We start from the raw sequence: 24,507 nt of genomic DNA, 5'->3' as shown, positions 1-24,507 counted from the left end.
CCCATGAAACAGTATATAAAAATGCTAACCCTAGCCATTCTCCTGGGCGGTTTTATTGGCTTTACCAGCTGTAATAGCAACCGGAATACGGAGTCGGAGGAGACGAAGACAGAACAGGATCACGAACACGAGGAGGAAGCGGGCGGTACCATCGCCAGCCTAACGGAAGAGCAAATTCAAGCGGTGGGTATTCGTCTGGGAAGCATCGAGCAAAAGAACCTTACGGAAACTATTAAAGCCAATGGCGAGCTGCAAGTGCCGAATAACAATAAAGCGAATGCCACCTCGATGTATGGCGGAGTGGTAAAAACCTTGCTCGTGCAGCTGGGCGATTTTGTTAAAAAAGGCCAGGTTATTGCAACCATAGAAAACCCGCAGTTTATTCAGTTGCAAGAGGAATACCTAACCCTGCAGAGCCAGGTAGTCCTCGCCGAGCAAGAATTAGCACGGCAGGAGGAGTTGCATGAAGGAAATGCCGGGGCAAAGCGAAACCTACAGAATGCCACAGCCTCCTTAAGTGCGTTGCGTACACGTAAAGCCTCGCTGCAACAGCAGATAAAACTAATGGGTATAAATCCGAATGCTGTAACTGCGGGAAATTTAAAAAATGCCTTAGTTGTCAGCAGTCCGATTTCGGGTGCGGTAAGTAATGTATTCGCTAAAATCGGTAGCTATGTGGATGTTTCATCACCGGTTTTAGAAATTGTAGACAATAGCCTGCTGCATTTGGATTTACATGTTTTCGAAAAAGACTTACCGAAGATAAGTATCGGACAAGCGATTAACTTTACCATTACCAATAATCCGACTACCAGCTATACGGCGACGGTTTTTTCCATAGGATCGTCCTTCGAAAACGATAGTAAAACCGTTGCCGTGCACTGCTCGGTTCAGGGTAATAAGGTTGGTTTAATTGATGGTATGAATATTACCGGAACCATTAGTTTAGGTAATGTTTTGCAAACTGCGGTGCCCTCTTCTGCACTGGTCGAAGCGGATGGTAAGTTTTATATCTATATGTTGACCGACAAAACTACCGAGGATAAGGAGCATAAGCATCAAGAAGGTGAGGTGCACGATCCTGTCCAGGAAGAAAAGAATAATACGCGGAATTTTGAAAAAATTGAGGTCGCTAAAGGCGTGACGGATTTAGGGTATACAGCCATTACCCCGGTTGTGGCTCTACCCAAGGATGCAAAAATTGCCGTTAAAGGGGCCTTTTTTATCCATGCTAAGCTCAGCAATACGGGCGGTCACGACCACTAATAAATACCCATAAAAGCCAAAGGTGCAGCATTAACCTTTGGCTTTTTTAATAACATAACCAATTCCACTTTCCACTTTCCACTTTCCGCTACTTGTTCCGGGGTGTTTTCTTTTGTAGTAAGGTTCGATTCAAAAAATGCATCAAGTATTCTTCAAATTCTTGCCCTGCAGGAAATTGATGTCCACCCAATTCGGTTAACCAATAGCTCACATCATTCCCGTTGGCTTTCAGTTTTTCATACAGTATTTTTCCGTGCAGACCGGGTACTATGGGGTCAATATCGCCATCGCATAGTAAAATAGGGCATATGTTTTTGCGGATGTAATGCAGGGGGCTTAACTTTTTGTAAAGCGCTGTTCCAGCCGCTGTTTCTGGCGTGAGGCCGTGAAATAGCAGCCTGAACCGGGGCCGCGAATCGTTGGGGTATGCATCATTAACAGGTCTGTAAAACAGCGTCCCATTTTCGTCTTTTTGGATATCATCAGGCCCCTGGTACCAAAAGCGCAGCATATCCGTAGGGGCAATATAGCTGAAGCAGCTGTGTACATTAGCCGTGTATCCAACCAATTCGGGGGTGGGGCCACCGTCGTCAAAATTTTCAGGGACCTGGGCTACCATAAGACTCAGGTAGCCGCCTGCAGATCCCCCCATAACACCTATGCGTGTGGTATCAATACCATATTTGGCTGCATGTTTCTTTATAAAACGTACGGCATTACGGCAATCGCGGATATTTTGTGGAAAGCCGCCGTTGGCACCTAAGCGGTAAGAGATACTAAATACAGCGATACCTTTTTCGGCCAGAAAGGGGGGGATATCCCGAGCCGGCTCGCCACCGATAAACCATCCGCCATGGATATCGATAATAGCCGGGACAGGCTTTGTATTTATATTATTGCCATTAATTACGGGGTAAAAGGCATTTAAATAGACCTCCTGTCCGTCGGGTTTACTGTAAACAACCTGGTAATCTTTCTGATAAACCGCCGGTGAAGCCTGGTTCAGCTGGGCTAGCAGCATAAAAAGTAATAGTATGGGGTTGAATAGTTTTTGTTTCATAGGTATAATTTGTTAGGTTTTTCGTTGGGTTTACTGTAATGAAATTACGATTTTTTTAGCTTTTCTAGCTACAAAAAATTACCTAAGTCGTACCTGCTCCCGGAAAAATACCTGCTATTCGGGCCTGTATATTCCTCAAACCAACGCCCTTGATCTACCGGTAGTGCCGACAATACTGCAGTGGAAATTTTGGGATTTGCAGATTGGTTTTTTATTCAAAACCTACCTTAAACAGCTTGGTTTGTTTAATTTTTTTATAGGATATACAATGGTCGACTATTGGTTAAAAATACCACCCTTAAAATTTATTATCGTAGCATTATTAGGTAAAATTAAGAACAAAAAAGGAAAAAAAACCTCCTGTTTATTTAATGTTGTCTTAATATTTCATTTTAAGAAAAAATAAATCTCTGTTTTTAGTTGTCAACCGATTGCGTAAGCTGTTGTTTTTCTATTGTTTAATTAGTAATTAATGGTTTTTATTGAATTACAATAAGTTATTTTAACGACAAGTACGGTAAAATGTAGCTTAAGTTTTACAATAATGCTAAAAAATATTCCTTCAGTTAAATAGTGCTTTTTATCTTTCTATATTTGTACCGATTTAGCAGCAAATACTATTCTGTTATACAGCAATTTATAGAATAAAACAATTGTAAAATAAAGAAACTTAAAATTTAATTTCAATGAAGAAAAGTTATAGCTCACCCGAAATCACATCCTTCAATGTGCGTTTGGAGAATACCATCGCGGCAGGTTCTGCTTCTGTGCGGCCAGGAAATAATAACGACGAAGTCTATGAACAATGGACAGACGACGGTACAGAAATTAAGGATCTCGATTGGTCCACATTTTAAGAAAAACCTAAATCAAATTAAAATAAGAATTATGTTTACTAAAAATCCTATATCCCTAAAAAATTCAACCAAGATATGGTCAGTGTTGGGTATACTGTTCCTGAGTATCCTGATACAAGGCTGTTCAAAATCGCAGTCAGACGCAATTTCGGGAGGTAAAACGAAGGTAAAAATAAATTTATCCGTTGGACCTTCCGAAGAAGAGATTGTTGCCGTTGGCCGTAGCAAACAGCAGCAGCCTGTTCAACCTAAAATTCAGTACAGTTCGGTTTCGATATCGCCCGATGTAACGATGGAGGTTACGCTTGTGCGTGAAGATCAGCAAGATCAGCAAAAGTCATTCGCAGCAAGCAAAGCCGCTAACAGCTCCGTTTCTCCGGCTTCCCAAGAAGTGAATAAAGCTTTGGAGCCCGGTGTGCGGTACCGTGTTGCCGTATATGATAATGCTGGAGCACATATTGCAAATTATGATTATGCCTATGGTAAAGAAAACCCAAATGATGGGATAGAGCTAGAAGCAGATCAAACGTATACTTTTATTGCCTATTCGGTAAATAGCGTTTCAGAATTGCCAAATATTATCGATCAAAAACACCTATCCACCGCTAAGCTTAGTCAAATATCTGGCGACTTAATGTTCTTTAAGCGGACGTTAAAACTAACTATGGGTACAAATCTATTAGCCGTAGTGTTGAAGCATCAATTTAGTCAGATTACTACAACCCTACAGATGGATAAGAGCATGACCGGGGCTATCGAGGTTTTAACGGGTGTCCAGATATCACCAAGTAGGGCACATGCGGATTTAAGTTTCAGTAACGAGACACTGCAATATGCCGATGCAACCAAGAATGTACCGGTTGTATTTCCGGCATTCGACGCAGGTTCACGCGATGTAGTTAGCGGTAATACGATGTTAATCAGTCCGAAAACGGTGTCTGCAAACCTGAGTATTGCGAAGCTAAAATTAGACGGTACGGAGAAGTCAGATTTAAAAATCCCCAATATTAAAATTACACCGGGGAGTCGCTATAACCTTGTATTGAATTTCAAAGTCTGTACAGAAGATGTAACCTCAAATGCCATGAACTGGAATTATCCGGAAAGAAAATGGAAGGAAGGCTTTAAATGGTATACCGGAATCTACAAGACCGATGAACGCAGGTACTACAAAAACAACGAAGTCATTCGAAATACCTTCTCGGCACCACAAGCAAACTATGGTTTCTTGTTTGATATTACGCGTTTTGATAATGCCCTGAACATGGAAATCAACGGTCAGTTTATCTTTGGTAGATCTGCCAACGATCAGGTTCAGTTTCAGACCAATTCAAAACTAGGTACCTTGCGTAATATCCAATTTATCGATGGTACAGAGTATGCTACGAAAGGAATCCCTGAAGTTTTTGATATGCAAGGAACAGCAGCAGCCCCATTGTTGCGTGTATTAATCAGCCGCAATGGTGAAGTTACCTTATTTGGTAGTAAAAGGAACGGTGGTCCGTTGATGGAACTTCGCCTGAAGAATAATGCTAAATTTAATAACGTACGTTGGAATGAAACAGGTGCCAATCAGGTGGTGGTGACCCAAAAAGTAGATGGCGCTACTATTATTGTTGGTGTAGGAAAGGGTCGTAAGGTGGTGAGGTGTAGGTAGATAACGCTCGATTCACGTCTTGTAAAAGAGGTTTCAATTTTTGGAACCTCTTTTTTAATGGATGTCAAATTTTGCCTGTGGAAGGATTTAAAATAATTTTTGCTGTGCCCCATTACTGCGTTTCAAAGGAAATAGATACATGTGCCCAAATTTTAAATTTTACCCCTCGCTTTGAAGCTTTTAAACTACAAAATAAAATATAATTTCTTGTAATTTTCTTTTTATGATAATTATACGTTAATGATTGAATATGATTTTACGGTTTTTAAAAACGATTTAGTTTTTAAAAATGACCTTATATTACTGAAAATAAATTAGTTATGATTGTTTTGTTAAACACAATGCTATTATGGTTTGTGGCGTATATTTTACAAATATTTTATTACATATTTTAATAATTAAATATACTGCAGGCTATTGTTATATTTGCAACCGTTTTAGAACGAATAGTATTTTGCAATCTACACCACTACCAAATATAATATTGTTTAAATGAATAACGTAAGAATTAAGTTATATGAAAAAAATATATAATTCCCCGAGTATTGTTGTTTTTAATGTGCTTCTGGAAGAAGGTATCGCCGCAGGATCTGCATCGGTACGACCACAAGATATGAACAACGAGGTCTATGAACAATGGATCGACGATGGGACAGAGACCAAAGATTTAGATTGGTCTAAATTCTAATAATTACATGGGTTTTAATTTTAATAACGCTAAAAGATGAATTTAATTCAATTTCAAAATAAGTATAGCAAGACCGTTTATCTCTTTGTGGCTTTGACAACGCTACTTGTACAGGCATGCTCGAAGACCAGTTCTGAGGCCGTAGTAAGCGGAGCGGCACTCGTTAATATCAACTTATCCGTGGGGGAGGCAGATGAAGAAATAATCACGGTTGGTAATACGAAGAGGCAGGCTATTACTGCCCCAGCGCCGAAAGTTCAGTTGGCTACAGTACCGGTTGATAAAGGTATTAGCATGGATGTTATGGTAATACGTGAAGATCAAGCGTCAAATACTACTTTAGTAAAAGCTTCCAATGCCGTTAATAAAGCTGCTGCTGTGGAAACAAAAAAAGTGCTTGACCCGAATGTAAGATATCGTCTTGCCATCTACGATAGCAAAGGCGTGCACAAAGGGAATTTCGATTACAGCTATGGGAAGGAGGCCAGTACAGCGCCCCTAGCCTTAGATGGCGGACAAACGTATACTTTTATCGCCTACTCGGTAAATAGTACAACAGCTTTGCCTACGATCTCGGGGCAATCTAATTTGGCTACGGCTAGTCTTAATGACATTTCAGGAGATTTGATGTTCTTCAAAAAGACATTAAAATTAAATGTAGGTTCCAATCTGCTTAGCGTGGTGTTGAAACACCAGTTCAGCCAGATTACGACAACCGTGAAATTGGATAACAGTATGACAGGCTTTATTGAATCCTTATCTGGTGTGCAAGTTACGCCTACAAAAGCTACAGCAAGTTTAAAATTTGCGGATGAATCTTTAAGTTATCCTACGGCAAGCCTAGACGGTAAAATAACATTTCCCAGCCTGCCTGCAGGAACAAGATCTGTAAATTCTGAACGTTCCATATTTATAAGTCCTACGACTACAAGTGCTAATTTAAAAATAGGCTCTATTCGTTTAGACGGTACAACGAAAACAAACTTAAGCATTCCGAATGTTAAATTTATTCCTGGACACCGCTACACCCTGGTGCTGAATTTTAAGGTCTGTACACAAGATGTAACATCGGATGCTATGAATTGGAATTATAAGGCTACAGCGTTTATAAAGGACGGCGCCACGTATAATGGGATATTCAAGAATGATGAAAATAAATATTACAAAAATAACGAGGTTATTAGTAATACCTTTACCGCCCCACAGGCAAATTATGGCTTCTTATTTGATATTACGCAGTTCGATAATGCGTTTAATATGGAAGTAAATAATACCTATATTTTTGGTAAATCAGCGGAAGATCAGGTGCAGTTTCAGACCAATCCAGGTCTAGGAACCGTACGAAATGTGCAGTTTATCGATGGTACCGAGTATACCTTAAATGGTATACCTGAGGTATTTGCCTTACGAGGAACCCCAGCGACACCTATATTACGGATTTTGATTAGTCGTAATGGAGAGGTTACCTTATATGGGAGTAAGTCGAATAACGGTCCTTTAGTGGAGTTACGCCTTAAAAATAATGCGAAATTTAATACCGTTAAATGGAACTCAACGGGTAATAATTCTATCAAAGTTACCCAGAAGGTAGATGGGGAAACGGTAATTATTGGTGTGGGTAAAGGAAGAAAGTGGATATCTTGTCCCAACTAGTTCTGCATCGTATCGAAAAAGGGATCTCCAAAATGGAGGTCCCTTTTTTTTTGTCGTTAATCTGCCGCATTAAAATTGGGAGCTTCCAATACCTCAAGTTGCCATTTTATCGAATCTAACGTTATAGGATAAGGCGTATTGTTTCGCAAATTGGCATATATGGCATTAAATAAAAGGTTATAATCGCCTTTAAACGCGGGCAAGAATGCCGTTTCTTTAGTTCCGTCTTCAGCAATGGTAACCAGCCTGCCTGCGTCGTTATCTGCCTCTATACCATAAGCAGGGTCTGTCGGTAGAAGACCATCCATCAATTGTTTTTCTTGTACATCAGCCATAGGCTTCGTAAAACTACCAGTCGTGCCGTGTAGTACATAAGCCGGCTGTGGGTCCGCAACAAGGAGGCTGCCGGTTAAAAATACCTGCAAGTTGTCGGCGTAGCGCAAATGAAAATTAAAATAATCCGGAACAACAGAATTTATGCGATTCATAGCTGTCGTTTTAATAACCTTTTGAGGTTTTCCGAAAAGTGATATCGCTTGATCTACAACATGTGGCCCCAAATCATAGACCAAACCACTCGAGGTATAGCTGCTATTCTCCTTAAAATCCTTTTGGCCAAGCTCCATTTTATACCGGTCAAAACGTATATGAACCTCCAGAATTTTTCCGAGTACACCCCGATCAATGACGTCTTTAACGGCAAGGAAATGGCTGTCGTAACGTCTGTTTTGATAGAAAAATAGTTTTTTCCCAGTTCTGGCGCTTATCAATGCTAATTCTTCCAACTCTGCAGAGCGCTCGACAGCAGGTTTTTCTAATAACACATGCTTGCCGGCAGCCAAAACTTCGGCAGCAAGTTCAAAATGCGTATGATTGGGCGTATTAACAATAACCAGTTCAATGCTATCATCCTTCAGTAGCTCAGCGACACTGTCGTAACTTTTGATATTTGGGTAGTGATTATGCGCTACTTTGTTGCTTCTTTCCACCACTGCGCTCAGTTTAAAATGCGGATTGCTATGTATAAAAGGCGCGTGGAACACGCGGCCAGACATCCCAAAACTTAAAATGCCTGTATGTATTAGTTGTTTATCCATGGCTTATTATGATAACTATATAATCTGTATATTTTGTTGTTTATAGGGTAGAAAATCAGGCATATCGGCTGTTTTTTCTGTTATCAGGTAATTTATACCTCCGGTTTCTACGACGAAGAAGGGGTCTCTATGACCCAATTTATGGAATGTAGCTGCGGCGACCAAAGTTTTGGACTGCCGGCACATGACCTGTTTCAACGCCGCCTCCTCCCAGGTGCGGGCACTAATGCCGGCCTCACTATCCATGCTACAAACTCCCAAGAAACAGATGTCTGCATTTATTTTACGAAACGTGTCTATTGTTTGCGAACCCTGCGTGCTAAAAGAAGCGGGGCACAACTCGCCCCCAGCAAAGATTAACTTAACACCAGGGTGGGAAGCCAATATATTGGCAATGGCGAAACTATGCGTAACAACGGTAATACGCAAACTGTCTGGAATAAATCCAGCAATGGCTTCAATTGTCGTACCAGCATCCATAAATACCAGCATCCCATCCGCGAGAAGCGTAACTGCTTTTTCAGCAATAATAGTCTTTTCGTTGAGCTGTAAACCACTGCGGTCAACCCTGTTAAAAGGTAAAACCGATTTAACCATTGCGCCACCACGCACGGCCGTTAATAATCCGGTAGTGGAGAGCTCCTTTAAATCGCGCCTTACCGTATGCGCAGAGACCTGTAACTCCTTCGCTAAAGCTGTCATGCTAATCTTTCGGTCCTTTTTAATCCTTCCTAAGATAAAATTATGGCGTTCGAGTTTTGTCTCTTTCATTCCTTTTGCATTTTATTTGTCACTAATTACGCCTCAAAAGTATCAAAATATATCACAATATATGGTTTAATTTGATAAAAGTTGCAACAATATGATATTTTGGCGGCAGGTTAGCGCCGCTATTGTCTACGGCTATACCAAAAAAAAGTCGGAAGATGAATCTTCCGACTGCCAGCGGTACTACAAAATATTATATTAAATGCCCTGAAACTGGAAAGGCTTTGACTCCACAAATTGATTCGAAGTTTCACCCGCATAAATCTGGTTTTTATCGAGGGCTAATTTTTTAATTTTACCATTTTTGCTGAAGTCCAACTTTTTTAAATCTACCCAAATCGCATTCGGACTTAGCGCATCTTCATAATAATAAACCAAGTTTTTCTGATCCGCAACTGTTCTCCATCTCGTTGTCGATAGGTTAGGAAATCCTTCCGTAGAAATACCATAGGGTACCGAGCACTGTCGGATTACACTGAAAGCTCCGGCTACGGCAACGCGTGTATCATCTGTCTGTGGTATAGCATTAATATAATAAGATGCCCGAACAAATCTATCGGCAGCACGATTGGTTCCTGGAAGGAAAATATTGCCTGGTATTCCTTTCCAGTACGCATTAATGGCTAATTGCTCCTCAAAAATAGGGTCGTTCGTCATAACCGTATATTCCGGACTATGGTGTATCACTAGTTTACCGTTTATATACTCCAGGATAGCATTATCGCCAGTGGCATCAGATAAGGATAAATGAACCGTTGTAAACTTATCCGTTCCTGGAATAAAATCCGTCACGACAACAAATTCCTCTTTGCGCAGCTGCGCTACCGCTTCGGCCACTGTAGCGAAATTGTCCAACGCATATTGCGCCCATAAAGAAACCGCTAAACCTTTTTTCCCTTTCCCATCTTTTTGAAATTCCGGATATTTAGAGCTTACCAGCCACAGCATATTCGCCACCAATCCCTTCTCGTTCATACCGTCGGAAACGGCAATATCCCAAGAGCTGGTAGCCATGCTTCCATACTTTGAAGTCCATTTTACGGTATTAGCACCTGTGCTGCCATCGCGCGCAATGCCACTAGGAAATAGCCATAAATTGGAAGGTATTGGAATCGTGAAATCCATACTTCTCGCCGTAATAATTGTATTTTTTGGGCCCTTATACACCACACGAGTGCAAGCATCACTTGTTTGGGTGGTAGCCATTAAAAATACCGTTGTAAAAGCAAGGGCTGCTTTCAGGAATGTTACTTTTTTCATAATAGTAAATTTTTATACATTGGATTACGCTTGGTCAAATTTAAGTTTTACCTATCTAAAAAAAAAAAACTTTTAGCTAATATAAACTCTACCACTACAAATTAGGCGCACGAAACCTAATAGCTCATCTAGCATAGAAACATGTGAAGCAAAGCTGCCCAAAGGCTACAAGGCCCCATTCCTATACCCAGCCGCGTTAGAACAGTAAATTCATACCGCATGCAACTACCATAATACCGGCTTTTAGGGTACAATTTCACCATCCATCATATGAATCCTGCAATCCGATTGACGAGCAAAATCATCGTCATGGGTTACCGTCAAGATAGTATAACCCTTTTCCTGGCTCAGTTCTTTAAATAAATCCAGCACAATACCGGTATTGTGTACATCCAAATTACCGGTAGGCTCATCGCCAATAATAAGCGCAGGTTCATTAATTAATGCTCTGGCAATAGCGACGCGCTGCTGTTGGCCGCCCGACAATAGGGAAGCTCTTTTGTTGGCTTGGCTATCCACACCCAATAAGCGGAGGAGCTCCATTGCACGCTCTGTTATTTCTTGCCGGCACTGGAGGCCAAGTTGCAATGCCGGCAACAATACATTATCGAGAACCGAAAACTCTGGCAGCAGGTAGTGAAACTGAAATATAAAACCTATATTTTTATTTCTAAATGCGGCCAATTGATTTTTGTTACACTCTTGCACCGCTACGCCAGCAATACGTATGCTGCCTTCAAAATCGCTATCCATGGTCGATAATAAATATAATAGCGTCGATTTTCCGCTACCAGACTTTCCAGTTATAGCTGTAAGTTTGCCCGGTTGTACTGTAAAATTTAAATCTTTCAATACCCTGAATTTCTGCGGTGTATAGAAATATTTGTTTAGATTTTTAACTTCAATAGCTTTCATATTATCCTCGTAGTATAGCAATAGGGTCCAGTTGAGCAGCTTTTCTGGAAGGCATATAACCCGCTACAGCGGTAGTAAATACGCCAAAGAAAAAGCCAATGATATAATAGTTCAGGTTAAAACGCATGGGAAAATGATCCAATGAGATAAAAAGATCGCTCGTATAGGGAACAAAAGTCATTAACCAAGACAGCAGCAACCCCGTTAACAGTCCTAGTAGCGCACCGGCACCGCCTATAGACAAGGCTTGGATCATAAAGATAGCGCGGATATCCAGGTCCAAAAAACCTATAGCTTTGATAATAGCGATATCCTTCATTTTTTCGTAAATCATCATATTTAAAATATTGAAGATTCCAAACCCTGCAACCAACAAAATACTACCCGCAATACCGTAAAAGATAATACGATTCATCTTTTCGCCCTCAAAAAGAAAAGGATTGTCGGCAAGCCAGTTCGAGCTCTTGCAGCCATAGCTATTGGCAAACTGAAGGGCAAACTGCGGGGCATCTGACCGGTCAAGCAGCTTAATGCTTATCTCCGAAACATAGGAAGCGGGTAGTTGGAGGCTATTTTGCACCGTTTTTAAACTTCCATAACACAAGGTTTTGTCTTTTTCGGGGATACCAGTTTTAAGGATGGCGACTAATGTTGCCGTATAAGTAACCCCCTCCACAGATGTTAGTCCGATGCGGTCTCCAATAGCAAGGTTAAATTTTTCAGCAAGCTTATAACCCATTACTACAGCATTTGCCACATAATCCAGCTTATGCGGATCTCCACCTATAATTTTACGGTCCAGATCAAAAAAGGTATTTTCCATACCATAATCTATACCTACAATTTCACCACTTACCTTAATACTGCCCACATGGAAAAAAATAGCCGCCTTTAGCGTTGGAGATACGGCCTTGACATTGGGGTTTTTCGCCATTTCACGCGAGGCAATAAGACCATCCTTTAGGTAAGGTAGTGAAGCTTTAGGTTTAGCATGGTGCAGCACAGTAGGCTGCCCGGGCAAAAATTTACTCAAAACAGAATTTTCGGACACCTGCATATCATTAAACAAGCGTATGTCGGGATACTGATCCAGCGATAATTCAGTAATATAGTCGTTAATACCTTTAACACAGCTAAGTAGGAAAATGAAAATGGCAATGCCAAAGGCAACCCCACCAGTAGCTACCAACGTTTGCGTTTTTTTGTCCTTCAATTGGGTAAAGGCTACAAAAAGCATAAGTTTTACTTTGTTGTTACGCAGCATACTCCGTGTTTTTTAAAGATTACATCACCGGCCAGGGCGCCCTCAACAATTTCGATATTACCGGCACTGCGAGCGCCAGTAGTAACTTTTTGTAAAACCATACGTTTACCCTTTTTCACTACAATACTGTCGCCAGGGTATAAAAATTCCGAAGGGATAAGCAAAGCCTCCCTATGTTGGCGTACAATAATATTAGCCTCCACCGTTGCCTGAGGTATAAAGGTAGGGTTACCCGAAATTACAGCCTCAGCTTTAACGGTCCTTAAGGCAGGGCTCACCATGGTCTCCACCTTACTGATACGCGCCTTAAACTGTTGGTTAGGGTAGGCATCCGTTTCAAAAACCACCTGCTGACCAACAGCTACCTTCCTGATGTCCCTTTCGTCAATTTGCAGGTTCAGCATATAGCTGTCCTGCTTTCCGATAAGCGCAATCTTTTCACCAGTGCGTACCGACTCGCCCTCTTTTTTGAAAACCGATAATACGCTACCACTAATACTGCTACGTAATATTCTTGCGCTTAACTTATGGTCAGCCTGTGCTATATCGTTTTCTATTTGAAGCTTAACCTGCGTTAAATCCGATATTTTTGCCTGATACTGCTGCTGTAAATTCGCTAATAAAGTCCTGGCAGTTACCGCCTGCTGTAGGTAAAAGTCAGCATCTTTTTGCGATACGGCAGCGACCTTAGCTAAGCTCGCATAACGATCCGCATTTTTGAGTTCCATTGCATACTGCTGTTTTGCATTATTTATTTTTTCCTCCAGCTCCATAAAAATAGGAGAGGTAGGCAAGGCAGCCGCTGTAGCCAAGTTCAGCTGCTGTTGCAATACCTGCAGCTGCTTATGCTGTTCTGCTGCACCCAATTGCGCGACACGATGACCCGCAACTATAACATCCCCTTGCTGCACAAACAAACGACTTAATATTTCGTCTGTACCTGCTTCAACATAAGCATAGGGGTATGGTAGTATTTCGCCAGCGGCATAAATAGCCTCATTCAACGGCTGGTACTGTAGCCGGTAAGAAGGCCTATCTGTATGGCAAGCTGCCAAATAGGTTAGGCAGGTTAAGCACAGGCAGCAACGCAGGAAAATGAAATATAATTTTAATTTTAGGTTAGCTCCAGGCCTGTTATAGTGTATCATCTTGTAAATAATTTAAATCCATTAAATGCTGTAGGTAAGCCAATTTAGCCTTATTTTCCTCCCGTATGCAGGCCATCAGCTCCTGTTGTATTTGCTGTAATTGTAACATATCAATAATACCCAGTTCAATTTTTTTGCTGCATAAAAGAAGATTCTCTTCGGCCAATTGACGTTTTCCTTGCTGCGTAAGGCAAGCCTTCAGGCTTCTTCGCAATTCCAGCTGAAGCTGTACAAAACGCTGATTTTCCTGCATTTTATAGGCTGTAAATTCAAGCGTCTTTTGGTGATACCACATACGGTCGCGTTTCTGTAGCCTAAGCACCTGTGGATTCCATAGAGGCAGCCGCAACTGGAACCCCACGAACCCCTTATTATGCCATTTAGCCAAGCTGGCAAACTCCTTAAATCCATCGCCAAATCCTATTTGTCCAAAGCTGCTTACCAGCGACAGCTGCGGTACCCTAAAGTACTTACTGCGCTGCCACTGCTGAAAGGCAATCTTAACGGCGGATTCTTTTTCGTTGTAATCGGGGAGGTTGCGGGCGCTAAAGCTAGACACAGTTTCTGTTAATGAAAGCCCAAGCTCCGCATCCTGAATTTCCAATGAATCTTCTAGGGGAAAGCCCATCCAAAATTTTAACTCCAACAAAGCTTTCTGCAGCACGATGTCTGCCTCATCATGCTGCTGTTGATACCCAGCTAAAATGGAGGCCGATTGGTTAAAGGCAATTTTATCAAGAACACCCTGTGCAAACCGCTGCGTCATCAATTCATGGATTCGAGCATGCTGCTGCAGCATATTTTTGGATAAGTCCAAGTTTTTCCTTTGGATCTGCATACTGTAAAAGCAAACCTTAACATGGCGTAAAAGCAGTTTTTCTAAAGCGGCAACCCCATGCTGTACCGCCTCCTCCTTTAAGCGCTGCAATTTTATATCTTGCCAATTTAGCAAGTCCAATGCTGTCCATTTTAGCTGTATATCATAATTTCCGGAAAACTTAGACCCCGTAGCTATGGCAACCCGCTCTGCCGGCAACCCCAACAGCTCACCCGGGAAGCTTTGCACAGGTATTTTCCAATAATAACTTGATTCCAAAACCGCATTAACCTCCGGAATAAATTTAGCGGAAGCGATTTTCTTCTCTAAACCAGCAACAGGCAGCTGTCCCTGTTTGGCTAACAACTCCTGGTTGTTATGTTGCGCATAAACTAAACACTGCTGTAAATTCCATTGCGCCGATACCGGCCTATAAACCAGCATCATTCCTATAAGCATGTATACCGCCTTCATATATTGTAGTGTATAGGAAGTAGAAATTAGATTTTGATGTTTAAGCCCGTAGCGAAATACGGGGAGGTCTGAAAATAATAACTGTCTTTAGATTTAAACATCCCTTGTAATGTACGGTCGGAAAAGGTCGTAGGACGAACGGCATTTATACCGCCTGTAATCGGAATAGAAACACGCTTCCCTAACTTAACTTCGGCACGCAATCCCGTAACAATATACAAATGCGAGAACATAACATCCTTATTATCCTTTTCCAGTAAGGCCATCTGCCCATTCATTTCTCCGATAACAGACATTTTTAAGAATTTATTAACGTGATAACCCGCGGCAACGTTAAGGCCATTGCTCATATTAAGTTTGAAATCCAGTTTACCCTGCATTGTCCAGTTCACATACAAAGCCGGAAAAGCCATAGGGTAACCAAATGTGCTGTTAACAGCAACACCAGCACCGATTTCCAAATTTGGACGCATGCGGTAAATAAATAAAGTACTCACCGAGCCTAAAATATTCTTACCGCGGATTTGGGAAAGGTCCGTTGTGGCCGTATACAGGCCTGCGCCAGCACTCGCCATTAAAGTCCAGCGTTTGCTTATGGGCCGTTTATGGTAAAAGCCGATATCTGCATTTACGATTTCATCAATAACCAAGTCCTCGGTGAAATTTTCATTTTTCAATTTTACATACGAACCCGACATGCCCAGCCCCCAGATAATAGGCTTCTGATCGGCATTCGTTTTTACAGACAGCGGAATATTAACGGAACCAGAATAAACCATAGCCGAACCTTCCGCATCGCCTACTTTTTCGCGCGGATCCTTATTTTTCTTTTCAAGCCAGTAGCTTGATTTTCCCAGGTACTCCGTTTTGAGTGTTATCTGTGCGTGACTATTGACGTATGCAAACGATAAAATCGCGATTAAAAGGGCTTTAAATTTCATGTTGTATTCTTTTTCGTTTATTTTGGAAGCAAATATCCTGATCAAGAGATCCCTGCTGAAGTCTATTTGATAGTTGGCCATTTCCCTTTGACGGTTGGTCCGTTATCCAATAAAAAAACAAATACCTTTGTATATGAAAATTTTCTATCATAAGAGCTATAACCGATTTGTCAATTACGTATGGCTGGCTGTAGCTGTTATCTTTACCATTCAGTTTGGTGTGAAGATTATGCCGCTTTATGAAGCTATGCTTATAGGTTTATCCGTGGTACTATTTAGCTACCCACTGACCACCTATCTGAGTACCTCGGTATTACGGAAAGCGATGCAAAAAAATAGCATGTTTTATTTTGCACTTCAGTTTTTGCTGTTTACCCTCATAAACGGATTATTTTTATTTTTTATCCTGCGTCTATTCACCTACCTGGAAGGGATTCAAATCTTTCCGGGATCAGAAACATTCAGTGGTAAAGACAGTCTGTTTGAAGATTTTGTGGGCTCCATGCTATTGGCCATATTCATAAATTTTGGCTTTTGTGGATTACGATTTTATGAAGCCAACCTACGGTTGCAGAAAAATCTTATCGAGTCTCAATTACAGATTCTACAAGCACAGATTAACCCGCATTTTATGTTTAATATTTTAAACCACGTGAATATCCTGATACGTAAAGAGCCCGAGTTAGCCTCGTCACTTTTGGTGCAGTATACCAATATCTTACGGTATCAATTGTATAGTGGCAAGGAAGAATATATACGCATCCGTCAGGAAGTAGACTTTTTAAAAAATTTCATAGCCGTGGAGCAGGTAAGGTGGAAAAATAACCTCGATGTAACGTTTCATTGCAATATAGAGCAAGACCAAGCAAAAATATCCCCCTTATTATTAATAACCTTTATAGAGAACGCTTTTAAACATGTATCCCGATCGAAGACCGAAAAAGGGTATATTAAAATTGATATTAAACAAAAAGATGATCTCCTTGTTTTAGAGGTTAAGAACTCTAAATACGCTGAGCTGTCGATGTCTGCTAAAAAAGAAGCCTCAGGTATAGGCCTGGAAAACATCAAAAAACGCCTTGAAATATTGTATCCGAATAAGTACAACTTAACCATAGCGGAAAAAGAGACCGAATTTTTAATTGTATTGTCTATAACTCTATAATATGTCGAATATCATCTCCAAACAACCTGATTTAAAGCTTAAATGTCTCATTGTCGACGACGAAGAAAATGCCATAGAAGGGGTCATAGACTACCTGCAAGACATGGAGTCCATAGAAATTGTTGGCACATGCTTGTCGGCAATGGAGACGATAGAAGTGCTGAAAAAGCAAGAAGTAGACCTTATGTTTCTCGATATAAATATGCCCCGTCTTACCGGTTTAGAAATGTTAGAATCTATGCAAAACCCACCACTAACAATTCTGACCACTGCATACTCCGAGTTTGCTCTGGATGGTTTTCGCCTAAACGTAGTAGACTACCTGCTGAAACCCTATACTTTTCAGCGCTTCTTTCAAGCCACTCAAAAAGCTATAGACCAGTTTAAATCCAAACTTGTACTCAATGCAAAGGATGATGGTAAGAGCTTTGATATGTATATCCGGCAGGGCGATTCTTTTCAACGAATAAACTGGGAAGACATCTTATTTGTCGCGTCTATGCAAAACTATCTGAAGTTACATTTTTCCGATACCGTATTTGTTATCCATCAAACGATGACTTCCCTTATGGAAGTCTTACCCAAGGATCAATTTTTTAGGATACATAACTCCTTTCTGGTAAACATCAACCATATTGATAAGATCCATGGCGGACGTCTATTTGTTAATGGAACAGAATTGCCCATTTCAAAACATAGAAAAGAAGCCTTTTTAAATGCTGTGGTATATAAAAAGCTAATCAGCAAGTAAAACACACCCTCCAAAGGTATCCAGAAACTTTAAAAACTAAAAAGTGCCCATAACCTTGGGCACTTCCAACAACCTACCAGAGTAAGCCGATTTACTAAACCTAAACCTTAAACCTTAAACCTTTTAAAACTTGTAACCAACAGTCAGGTATGGATTTCTATTGCTAATTTTTGGTCCGGTAGCATGGTTTATATTAGGTAAGCCATATTCGTAACCCGCATTAACGGCAAACTTTCCAAACTCCACGCCAACACCGCCCAGTAGTCCGTAATCCAGTCTCTTAAAACCATTTTTACTGAATATAGACTCTTTGTCCTTATTCGGGTCATTTTTTATTTTACCTGCAATACCATAAGCCGCATAAGCCCCCGCGTTAACCAGCAATTTAGTGGTATGGCCCACATCAAACTTATACGCAAAGCTTACCGGTAGCTGCACATAAATAGGATTATACTTCACATCAGATCCCGATTTAGAAGCGTATTTTACCCCCTTGGTTTGAAAATCCAAACCCGTTAAAATAAAAAGATTGTTGCTCAAAGCAATATCAGTAGTAAGACCAACCCGGTAGCGCAACGCCGATTTCGTATCTTTAAGATCACCAGCGAAGCTAGATAAGCTCGCTCCGGCTTTTACCCCAAAGGTTACGGGTTTCTCTTGTGCCATGGTTTGGTTCCCTGCTGCCGACATAAAAGCCAGCGCTACTGCGAATACGGTTAATTTTGTTTTGTTCATGATGACAGTTTTTACTTATTTTTTATTGTTATGAAACAAATATCCCAATAGGCAGACCGCGGAGCAATTCTATTTGACGACAGGAAGGTAAGCTATGATGGTTGGCAGGATTACAGCGATAAAGCTTTACAGGAATACATAGGTTTGAGTCTACCTTCTGCACATGATTTATCTTCTCTCCGCCATTTAGAAAAGTGGCGATGGCCGGTGCTGTACTACAGATCATCCAAATTCTAAGCTTTAAAATGCCCAAAACGGCTATGCTAAAACTTTTCTTTTTGGCCTGCTAAAAGTATTATGCTAGCTAAATTCACTTTATTTTGTTGTTTTTTAACCTATCCGACGATTTACAGCGGGCCAAATGAAACATTTCCAAGATGGAGGCGTTATCATTACAAGAGAGTTGTAACGAAGTATAAATCTGTGAAAAATATTTAAACAATTATGCATTTTGAAAAACTTAGTCGTGATGCTTTAAAGAAACTAAACGAAGAGGGGTACAATCTTTTAACGTCCAATGCCGATTTATCTATTCCTCGGGTGTATTGGTTTCCAGAGAAGGTGGAAAATCTTAATGTTTTCACCCTTCAACCAAAAGTAAATGGTTTCGTATTACTTGACCTCGAAACCATCATTATAATTCCAGAAGCCTTAGAGCTTCTCGAGGACGTCGATTTCGTAGGCGAGGTATTCATGATTTAATCAGCAGCTATTTTGTTGTAAGGGAAGATCAGGCTATCAGGATACAGCGCGGACTAATCTCCACTTTAAAGTTGCATGAGTTGGCAATAAAGCATAGCCTATGGGCTTCCTGGTGCAGGGATAGGGCAAGGTCTATTTGTTGAGCATCGGCCAGCTTAACAATAGGGTTTAAATTTACCTGTACAATCTTTCCGCTACCATCCGTGTAGCTCTCTAAAATTGCCTCCGCTTGGTCGCTATAGGCTACCATATCGATACTATGTTGGGATGTAACATAAAGGTACGACATCATATGGCAAGACATTAAACTACTTAACAGCAAATCTTCCGGATTGTGTAAAGATGGGTCGCCTTTAAAGGCTTTTGCTGCCGATACATGTAAATCGACCTTGCCATCGATTTGTAAGGTGTGGCTCTTGGTATACTGCCGCTTTGAGCGGTCTGATGCAGGCGTTTTAAAAAGCCATGCTAAATGCGCCTTGAAATAATGTTTTAAAGTCATATATCCGTTAAAACTAAATAATTTTATGGTTTTTTCAGGAAGGCGATACTAATTTTTGTGGTAAAGGTAGGTCCTAATTTTTACTGTTAAAATGTAAAATATAGGGCTGTAAGCGTTTAAAATGTAGAATACCGGGTGTTTTTTGCACTTTAAATTCGATATAGCAGATAAAAAATTGTATTATTACAGGTGATGAAATATAATTTAGCCCTTTTTGCAGTGTTATTGATGTGGAGTTGTAACAGCGAGCAAACACAAAATCTGGAACAGCTGGATAAGAAGTCTGCACGCGAGGTGACCTTGACGACCCTTGAAAAAGGAGATTCCATTCTCCATATAACGAAACAGAATATTTGGTATAACGGTGAAAATGTAGCCCAAAAAGTGGATACCTTGATAACTGCGGCGAAGCCACAAACATGGAATTCAACGGACACAAGCTCCTTACGGCATGTTCCGATTTTTGTAACTGTTCAATAAAATATGAGAAAAAAAGCATCTAAAAATATACAACTCGTATTAATAACGTCTGTATTGGCCTCTTGCGGTCAGGCAGTTCCTACTGCAGATGATTCCAAGCAGCGTGTTTTTATGCGTGCCGATTCAACCGCTGCTTATACGGAAGTAACGGATAATTATAACCGCAACTCATCGATGCATGCCGGAGGAATGGGCTCTTCACTATTATGGTTTATGGCATTTCGCCATATGGGTGGCATGTTAGGTTATGCCAATAACAGCCTACATCCAAATTCAGTGTCGGGCACCAATGCCGGTAAAGCGGCCGCTTTCAAAGCGCAGCGTGGTGGTTTTGGTAAAACGGTAAACAATTCCTCAACACATACCTCAGGATCTTAATGCAGGTTAAAAAAGTACGTTTGGACCCCAACTGGAAGACGCGGTTGGAGGGTATTGGCTTTGGGTATCATAGCCTGGATGGCGTCCCATTTTGGGTAGATGATTATTACTATGAAATAACAAACAAGGAGGCAGATCTACTGTATACCGCTACGAACGAGCTGTGGGAGATGTGTCTTGCTGCTGTAGAATATATTATTCAAAACAAACACTATGCGCCATTCCATATTCCAGCCTTTATGATCCATCATATAGAGCGGTCCTGGGAGCAAGATGAACCCTCCATATATGGGCGTTTTGATTTCGCTTATGATGCTGCAGCGCAAACCTTGAAAATGCTTGAGTTTAATGCCGATACACCCACCTCCTTATTTGAAACGGGGATTGTACAATGGTATTGGAAAAAGCATTATTTCCCCGAATTAACCGATCAGTTCAATAGTATCCACGAACAACTGATTGCCAGTTGGAAAATGCTAAAACCTTTTTTAAAAGGCGATTTGCTGCACTTCGCCTGTGCGAAGGAGACTTTAGAAGATTTAACAAATGTAGAGTACCTACGCGATACAGCAATTCAAGCAGGTATAGCAACAGATTTGGTATACATCGATGATATAGGTTGGAATGGGGCTAATTTTGTTGATTTGGAGGATAGGCCGATAAGGTCTATTTTTAAGCTTTATCCTTGGGAATGGTTAAGCAGGGAGGATTTTGCGGTCCATATCATAAATGACGTATTAAAAACACAATGGATAGAGCCATCCTGGAAGATGTTGCTGTCTAATAAAGCTATACTTCCAATCCTTTGGGAATTGTTCCCGAATCATCCACACCTTCTGGCGGCGTATTTTAAACGACCTTCGCATCTGCAGCATTATGTTAAGAAACCTATTCTGGCTCGGGAAGGGGCTAATGTAGAACTTTATTATAATAATGAGCTTATTTATGCTACGGAAGGAGCGTATGGTGCTGAAGGGTATGTTTATCAGGAATTGGCCAACTTACATCGGGAAGACAGCGGTTTTTCAATTATTGGAAGCTGGCTGATTGGACAGGAGTCTTGTGGAATATCCTTTCGTGAATCGGATATGCCCATTACTACGGATAAGAGTAGATTTGTTCCGCATATTATAAAATAGTTTACAATACGCTAGCTGTAGAAGTTAGCGTATTGTAGAAGCAAATTCGACTAAAATAGGCTTAAATTATAGGTTTTAACAAAGTCTATCAACATATGGTACCCCGCCAAGGAGTTGCCATGCTGGTCTAATGGGGGGCTATAAACGCCTATACCACCTCGGTTTGGAACCGATACAATAATACCCCCACCGACACCAGATTTACTCGGTAAACCCACGGTACGTGCATACTCGCCACTAAATTCGTACATGCCTGCTATCAACATTTGCGATTGAATAATCCGGGACAGCTCCGTATTATGGTAGGTACGATCGCCATCAAATCGGACACATTGATTGGCAAAAAAATAACCAATTTTTGCCAGGTCCTCAACCGTTACCTCAATCGAGCATTGCTTAAAATAGCTGTCCAGTTGCGCTTCTGTTCCATGGATTAAACCCGCATTCTTTAATAGGTAAAACAGGCCCCGGTTGCGGTTTCCGGTTTCTTTCTCCGAATGGTAAACATCGGAATTATAGTTTATGCTCGGGTTATTGCAAATAAAGCGTACTAAATTCAGGATTTTTTCGAAGGCTACTTCGCCATGCTCACTGATCATGGACGTCGTTAAAATTGCCCCGGCATTCATCATAGGGTTTAAGGGTTTGCCTGTAGTTTCTAAATTCGCAAAGTGATTAAAAGGTTTATCAGAACCGTAATACCCCATTTTATCGAATACACTTTTTTCCCCATTTTCCAGTATAGCGAGCATTAAAGCAATGGTTTTCGAAATACTTTGCAGGGTAAATTTTTGCTTCACATCGCCTACACTCCATTGTTGACCAGTTTTATCGATATAGGCCAGTGCTATGCCTTTAGGATCTGCTTTTCCTAATTCCGGAATATAGTCGGCAACTTTACCGTACATGTAATAGCTCCGATTATTTTCTAAAATGGTTTGCAGGTTGGATGTGGATAGTGTTGTAGCATTGCTTTCGGATTGGGCAACAGCGTTATGCTGAAATCCTACAAGGCTAGCCATAAAAATACTGCAGAACGTTTTACAATATATTAACTTTTTACGCATAATTGATTTATAATTATTCTGGTCAATATTACGGATTTTAATTTTAAGAGAATCCTAAATGGAATTGTAATTTCACATAAGCCAGGAACGGCCCGCATAACAGTAGGGTATCTCCGTATTTATAAAGGAGTACGTGTAGGCCAAAACTTAAAATCGCTATAAACCATACAACAGCAAAGTTTTATTGTTTTAGCAGGGTTAAAAAATAATATCTACAGCAGTAAAAGGCCTAACCATTTCAAAGCCCAGAGTACGCATAAACCATTCCCGTAATGAAAAAGCACCCATGCCTAAAAAATAAAATTGATTTACGTCACTCTTTATTGTAAACAGTTTCATTGCCACAAGAATACTGGAGGAATTCGAAAAATTTGAAGGTTAATCCTATGCTTATAGCTATTCTTTTATGCGCATCAAGAAGAATTTATAGACCTAAAAAATAGGAAAAAAGCGCCAAATATTTTTACCATTATTTCATTACATAGATACCCAAATAAAACATTTTGGTTTGGTTTTGGCGAATATAGTAGTGCAGCAACTTCGGCGCGTAGTTCAAGACCGTTCATAAACGCTAAAAATGCAGCAATAAGGTGAGGGTAGGAGTCATAACACAAGCTTTACCCGATTAAAACGACTGCCATTAATTTTCAAAAAAAGTGCTTTAAGACAATTAAAGGTAGGAAAGACTACATAATAACGAGTAACCTATTAATTATGAATAATTTTATGTATCTTTGTAAAATCTATTGAGGCACTTTAATTCTTATCGCCAAGCCATTCTGCTTTTCTAAGAATCTATCTCCCTCCTTTATTTATTCATATTTAAACTTATTAAATGGCTAAAAGTCAACTTACATTCAAGAAGAAAGAACTAACAAAAAAAAGGCAAATCAAAAAACAGGAGAAGCTGGAGAAAAAAAATCTAAGCAAATCCAATAACGACAAGGGAAAAACATTGGAAGAGATGTTTGCTTATGTCGATGAATTTGGTAATATCTCAGATACTCCACCTGTTAAAAAATACGTTTTTAAAGAAGAGGACCTCCAACGTATTGATACCACCGAAGACGAATTTTTATTTGGAAAAGTTTCCTACTACAACGAGACTGGTCAATACGGCTTTATTCGTGATAACGAATCCCTAGAAACTGTATACTTTAACGATAGATTAGCGGGCATGGTATTAGCGGTTAATCAAAAAGTTAAATATCAATTTACACGTTCTAAGCAAGGAAACCAGATTACATTTGTCGAAAAGATATAACCTATATTTTTACAAGTTTTAAGATTAAAATATTATGTTAAATAGCTATCCGTAGGGTAGCTATTTTTTTTGCTTTAGTTTAGGTGGAAATTTTTTTGTAACGGTGAGGGTTTAGGGTTTAGGGTTGAGAGGTGGGGGGGGGTGTTATGGAAGTAGGATAAATTATTGATACACTCTTACAGGATTTGGATACCCCTTACGTAAGCTATAAAAACAAAGTGGCTGCCAAAATTAGGCCGCCACCATGCAATTTATATATATACTTGGCTAATTGATTTTGGTAATCGATGATCACTGTAGTACAATAATAACAAGCGCTACGCAGTGTTGTAAGGATAAAAAAAAGAATTGTAGCCAATTCGTTACATAGAAATGCAGTCTATGTAACATGGGTTAAAATGCAAAAATAGGATCTCTTGGCTTAGGAAAGCCTAGCTAACCTCCCGGAAAAGGCAGCGT

At 40.4% G+C, this 24,507-nt stretch carries 24 protein-coding genes; 12 read left to right on the top strand and 12 right to left on the bottom strand.

Annotated elements, in window-relative coordinates:
- The first annotated feature begins 3 nt into the window (after window positions 1–3).
- The gene (locus tag ACL9RF_RS05500) at window positions 4–1,266 is read left to right on the top strand and encodes an efflux RND transporter periplasmic adaptor subunit (protein WP_422799594.1); all 1,263 of its coding nucleotides are present in this window, start codon (window positions 4–6) and stop codon (window positions 1,264–1,266) included.
- A gap of 88 nt (window positions 1,267–1,354) precedes the next feature.
- Here the strand turns inward: ACL9RF_RS05500 and ACL9RF_RS05495 are convergent, their stop codons facing one another.
- Entirely contained in the window at window positions 1,355–2,326 is a 972-nt protein-coding gene (locus tag ACL9RF_RS05495) for an alpha/beta hydrolase fold domain-containing protein (protein ID WP_422799593.1), read from the bottom strand.
- Window positions 2,327–3,012: 686 nt separating this feature from the next.
- Here ACL9RF_RS05495 and ACL9RF_RS05490 point away from each other — a divergent pair.
- From ACL9RF_RS05490 to ACL9RF_RS05475, 4 genes are all read left to right on the top strand, one after another.
- Complete coding sequence (locus tag ACL9RF_RS05490; RefSeq protein WP_422799592.1) at window positions 3,013–3,183, top strand: hypothetical protein; 171 nt, start codon at window positions 3,013–3,015, stop codon at window positions 3,181–3,183.
- A 31-nt stretch (window positions 3,184–3,214) separates the two neighbouring features.
- Window positions 3,215–4,840 carry a fimbrillin family protein gene (locus ACL9RF_RS05485; RefSeq protein WP_422799591.1) on the top strand — a complete coding sequence of 542 codons (1,626 nt, stop codon included), beginning with the start codon at window positions 3,215–3,217 and terminating at the stop codon, window positions 4,838–4,840.
- A gap of 517 nt (window positions 4,841–5,357) precedes the next feature.
- Entirely contained in the window at window positions 5,358–5,528 is a 171-nt protein-coding gene (locus tag ACL9RF_RS05480; protein WP_422799590.1) for a hypothetical protein, read from the top strand.
- A gap of 36 nt (window positions 5,529–5,564) precedes the next feature.
- On the top strand, window positions 5,565–7,181 hold the full coding sequence (locus ACL9RF_RS05475) for a hypothetical protein (RefSeq protein WP_422799589.1): 1,617 nt from the start codon (window positions 5,565–5,567) through the stop codon (window positions 7,179–7,181).
- 56 nt (window positions 7,182–7,237) lie between these two features.
- Here the strand turns inward: ACL9RF_RS05475 and ACL9RF_RS05470 are convergent, their stop codons facing one another.
- The 8 genes from ACL9RF_RS05470 to ACL9RF_RS05435 all read right to left on the bottom strand — a co-directional run bounded on the left by ACL9RF_RS05470 (window position 7,238) and on the right by ACL9RF_RS05435 (window position 15,865).
- Window positions 7,238–8,278 carry a Gfo/Idh/MocA family protein gene (locus ACL9RF_RS05470; protein WP_422799588.1) on the bottom strand — a complete coding sequence of 347 codons (1,041 nt, stop codon included), beginning with the start codon at window positions 8,276–8,278 and terminating at the stop codon, window positions 7,238–7,240.
- A gap of 15 nt (window positions 8,279–8,293) precedes the next feature.
- Window positions 8,294–9,049, bottom strand: coding sequence for a DeoR/GlpR family DNA-binding transcription regulator (locus ACL9RF_RS05465; protein WP_422799587.1), 756 nt, complete (start codon window positions 9,047–9,049; stop codon window positions 8,294–8,296).
- Window positions 9,050–9,244: 195 nt separating this feature from the next.
- Window positions 9,245–10,306: a linear amide C-N hydrolase gene (locus ACL9RF_RS05460; protein ID WP_422799586.1), complete on the bottom strand. Its 1,062-nt coding sequence runs from the start codon at window positions 10,304–10,306 to the stop codon at window positions 9,245–9,247.
- A gap of 243 nt (window positions 10,307–10,549) precedes the next feature.
- Window positions 10,550–11,221, bottom strand: coding sequence for an ABC transporter ATP-binding protein (locus tag ACL9RF_RS05455; protein WP_422799585.1), 672 nt, complete (start codon window positions 11,219–11,221; stop codon window positions 10,550–10,552).
- A 1-nt stretch (window position 11,222) separates the two neighbouring features.
- Entirely contained in the window at window positions 11,223–12,485 is a 1,263-nt protein-coding gene (locus ACL9RF_RS05450; RefSeq protein WP_422799584.1) for an ABC transporter permease, read from the bottom strand.
- On the bottom strand, window positions 12,464–13,633 hold the full coding sequence (locus tag ACL9RF_RS05445) for an efflux RND transporter periplasmic adaptor subunit (protein WP_422799583.1): 1,170 nt from the start codon (window positions 13,631–13,633) through the stop codon (window positions 12,464–12,466). Before ACL9RF_RS05445 ends, ACL9RF_RS05450 begins: the two co-directional genes overlap by 22 nt.
- The gene (locus ACL9RF_RS05440) at window positions 13,620–14,924 is read right to left on the bottom strand and encodes a TolC family protein (RefSeq protein ID WP_422799582.1); all 1,305 of its coding nucleotides are present in this window, start codon (window positions 14,922–14,924) and stop codon (window positions 13,620–13,622) included. Before ACL9RF_RS05440 ends, ACL9RF_RS05445 begins: the two co-directional genes overlap by 14 nt.
- Before the next feature lie 26 nt (window positions 14,925–14,950).
- Window positions 14,951–15,865: a DUF6268 family outer membrane beta-barrel protein gene (locus ACL9RF_RS05435; RefSeq protein WP_422799581.1), complete on the bottom strand. Its 915-nt coding sequence runs from the start codon at window positions 15,863–15,865 to the stop codon at window positions 14,951–14,953.
- Window positions 15,866–15,998: 133 nt separating this feature from the next.
- On the opposite strand from ACL9RF_RS05435, the gene ACL9RF_RS05430 reads away from it, so the two are divergent.
- Together ACL9RF_RS05430 and ACL9RF_RS05425 are read left to right on the top strand one after the other, a co-directional pair.
- On the top strand, window positions 15,999–17,030 hold the full coding sequence (locus tag ACL9RF_RS05430; protein WP_422799580.1) for a sensor histidine kinase: 1,032 nt from the start codon (window positions 15,999–16,001) through the stop codon (window positions 17,028–17,030).
- Between the two features lies 1 nt (window position 17,031).
- Window positions 17,032–17,781, top strand: coding sequence for a LytR/AlgR family response regulator transcription factor (locus ACL9RF_RS05425; protein ID WP_422799579.1), 750 nt, complete (start codon window positions 17,032–17,034; stop codon window positions 17,779–17,781).
- Between the two features lie 123 nt (window positions 17,782–17,904).
- On the opposite strand, the gene ACL9RF_RS05420 is transcribed toward ACL9RF_RS05425, so the two are convergent.
- Entirely contained in the window at window positions 17,905–18,516 is a 612-nt protein-coding gene (locus ACL9RF_RS05420) for an outer membrane beta-barrel protein (RefSeq protein WP_422799578.1), read from the bottom strand.
- Window positions 18,517–18,960: 444 nt separating this feature from the next.
- Here ACL9RF_RS05420 and ACL9RF_RS05415 point away from each other — a divergent pair, with 444 nt between their 5' ends.
- Window positions 18,961–19,218 carry a hypothetical protein gene (locus ACL9RF_RS05415; RefSeq protein WP_422799577.1) on the top strand — a complete coding sequence of 86 codons (258 nt, stop codon included), beginning with the start codon at window positions 18,961–18,963 and terminating at the stop codon, window positions 19,216–19,218.
- A 28-nt stretch (window positions 19,219–19,246) separates the two neighbouring features.
- On the opposite strand, the gene ACL9RF_RS05410 is transcribed toward ACL9RF_RS05415, so the two are convergent.
- Entirely contained in the window at window positions 19,247–19,720 is a 474-nt protein-coding gene (locus tag ACL9RF_RS05410) for an OsmC family protein (protein WP_422799576.1), read from the bottom strand.
- A 192-nt stretch (window positions 19,721–19,912) separates the two neighbouring features.
- Between ACL9RF_RS05410 and ACL9RF_RS05405 the strand changes: the two genes are divergently transcribed.
- Genes ACL9RF_RS05405 through ACL9RF_RS05395 form a run of 3 tightly spaced genes read left to right on the top strand, consistent with a single transcriptional unit; the run spans window position 19,913 to window position 21,717 of the window.
- On the top strand, window positions 19,913–20,200 hold the full coding sequence (locus ACL9RF_RS05405) for a hypothetical protein (RefSeq protein WP_422799575.1): 288 nt from the start codon (window positions 19,913–19,915) through the stop codon (window positions 20,198–20,200).
- 3 nt (window positions 20,201–20,203) lie between these two features.
- Window positions 20,204–20,578 carry a hypothetical protein gene (locus ACL9RF_RS05400; protein WP_422799574.1) on the top strand — a complete coding sequence of 125 codons (375 nt, stop codon included), beginning with the start codon at window positions 20,204–20,206 and terminating at the stop codon, window positions 20,576–20,578.
- The gene (locus ACL9RF_RS05395; protein WP_422799573.1) at window positions 20,578–21,717 is read left to right on the top strand and encodes a glutathionylspermidine synthase family protein; all 1,140 of its coding nucleotides are present in this window, start codon (window positions 20,578–20,580) and stop codon (window positions 21,715–21,717) included. Before ACL9RF_RS05400 ends, ACL9RF_RS05395 begins: the two co-directional genes overlap by 1 nt.
- 50 nt (window positions 21,718–21,767) lie before the next feature.
- Here ACL9RF_RS05395 and glsA read toward each other — a convergent pair whose 3' ends face one another.
- A complete protein-coding gene (gene glsA / locus ACL9RF_RS05390; protein WP_422799572.1) occupies window positions 21,768–22,784 on the bottom strand; it encodes a glutaminase A in 1,017 nt (338 codons plus the stop codon).
- Window positions 22,785–23,619: 835 nt separating this feature from the next.
- Here glsA and ACL9RF_RS05385 point away from each other — a divergent pair.
- The gene (locus ACL9RF_RS05385; RefSeq protein ID WP_422799571.1) at window positions 23,620–24,048 is read left to right on the top strand and encodes a cold-shock protein; all 429 of its coding nucleotides are present in this window, start codon (window positions 23,620–23,622) and stop codon (window positions 24,046–24,048) included.
- Window positions 24,049–24,507: the final 459 nt, after the last annotated feature.

Origin of the sequence: Sphingobacterium sp. Mn56C, assembly GCF_049319645.1 — a bacterium.
Classification (GTDB): Bacteria; Bacteroidota; Bacteroidia; order Sphingobacteriales; family Sphingobacteriaceae; genus Sphingobacterium.
Note: the sequence above shows the minus strand (reverse complement) of the source record. Positions and strands in the feature narration are given on the sequence as shown.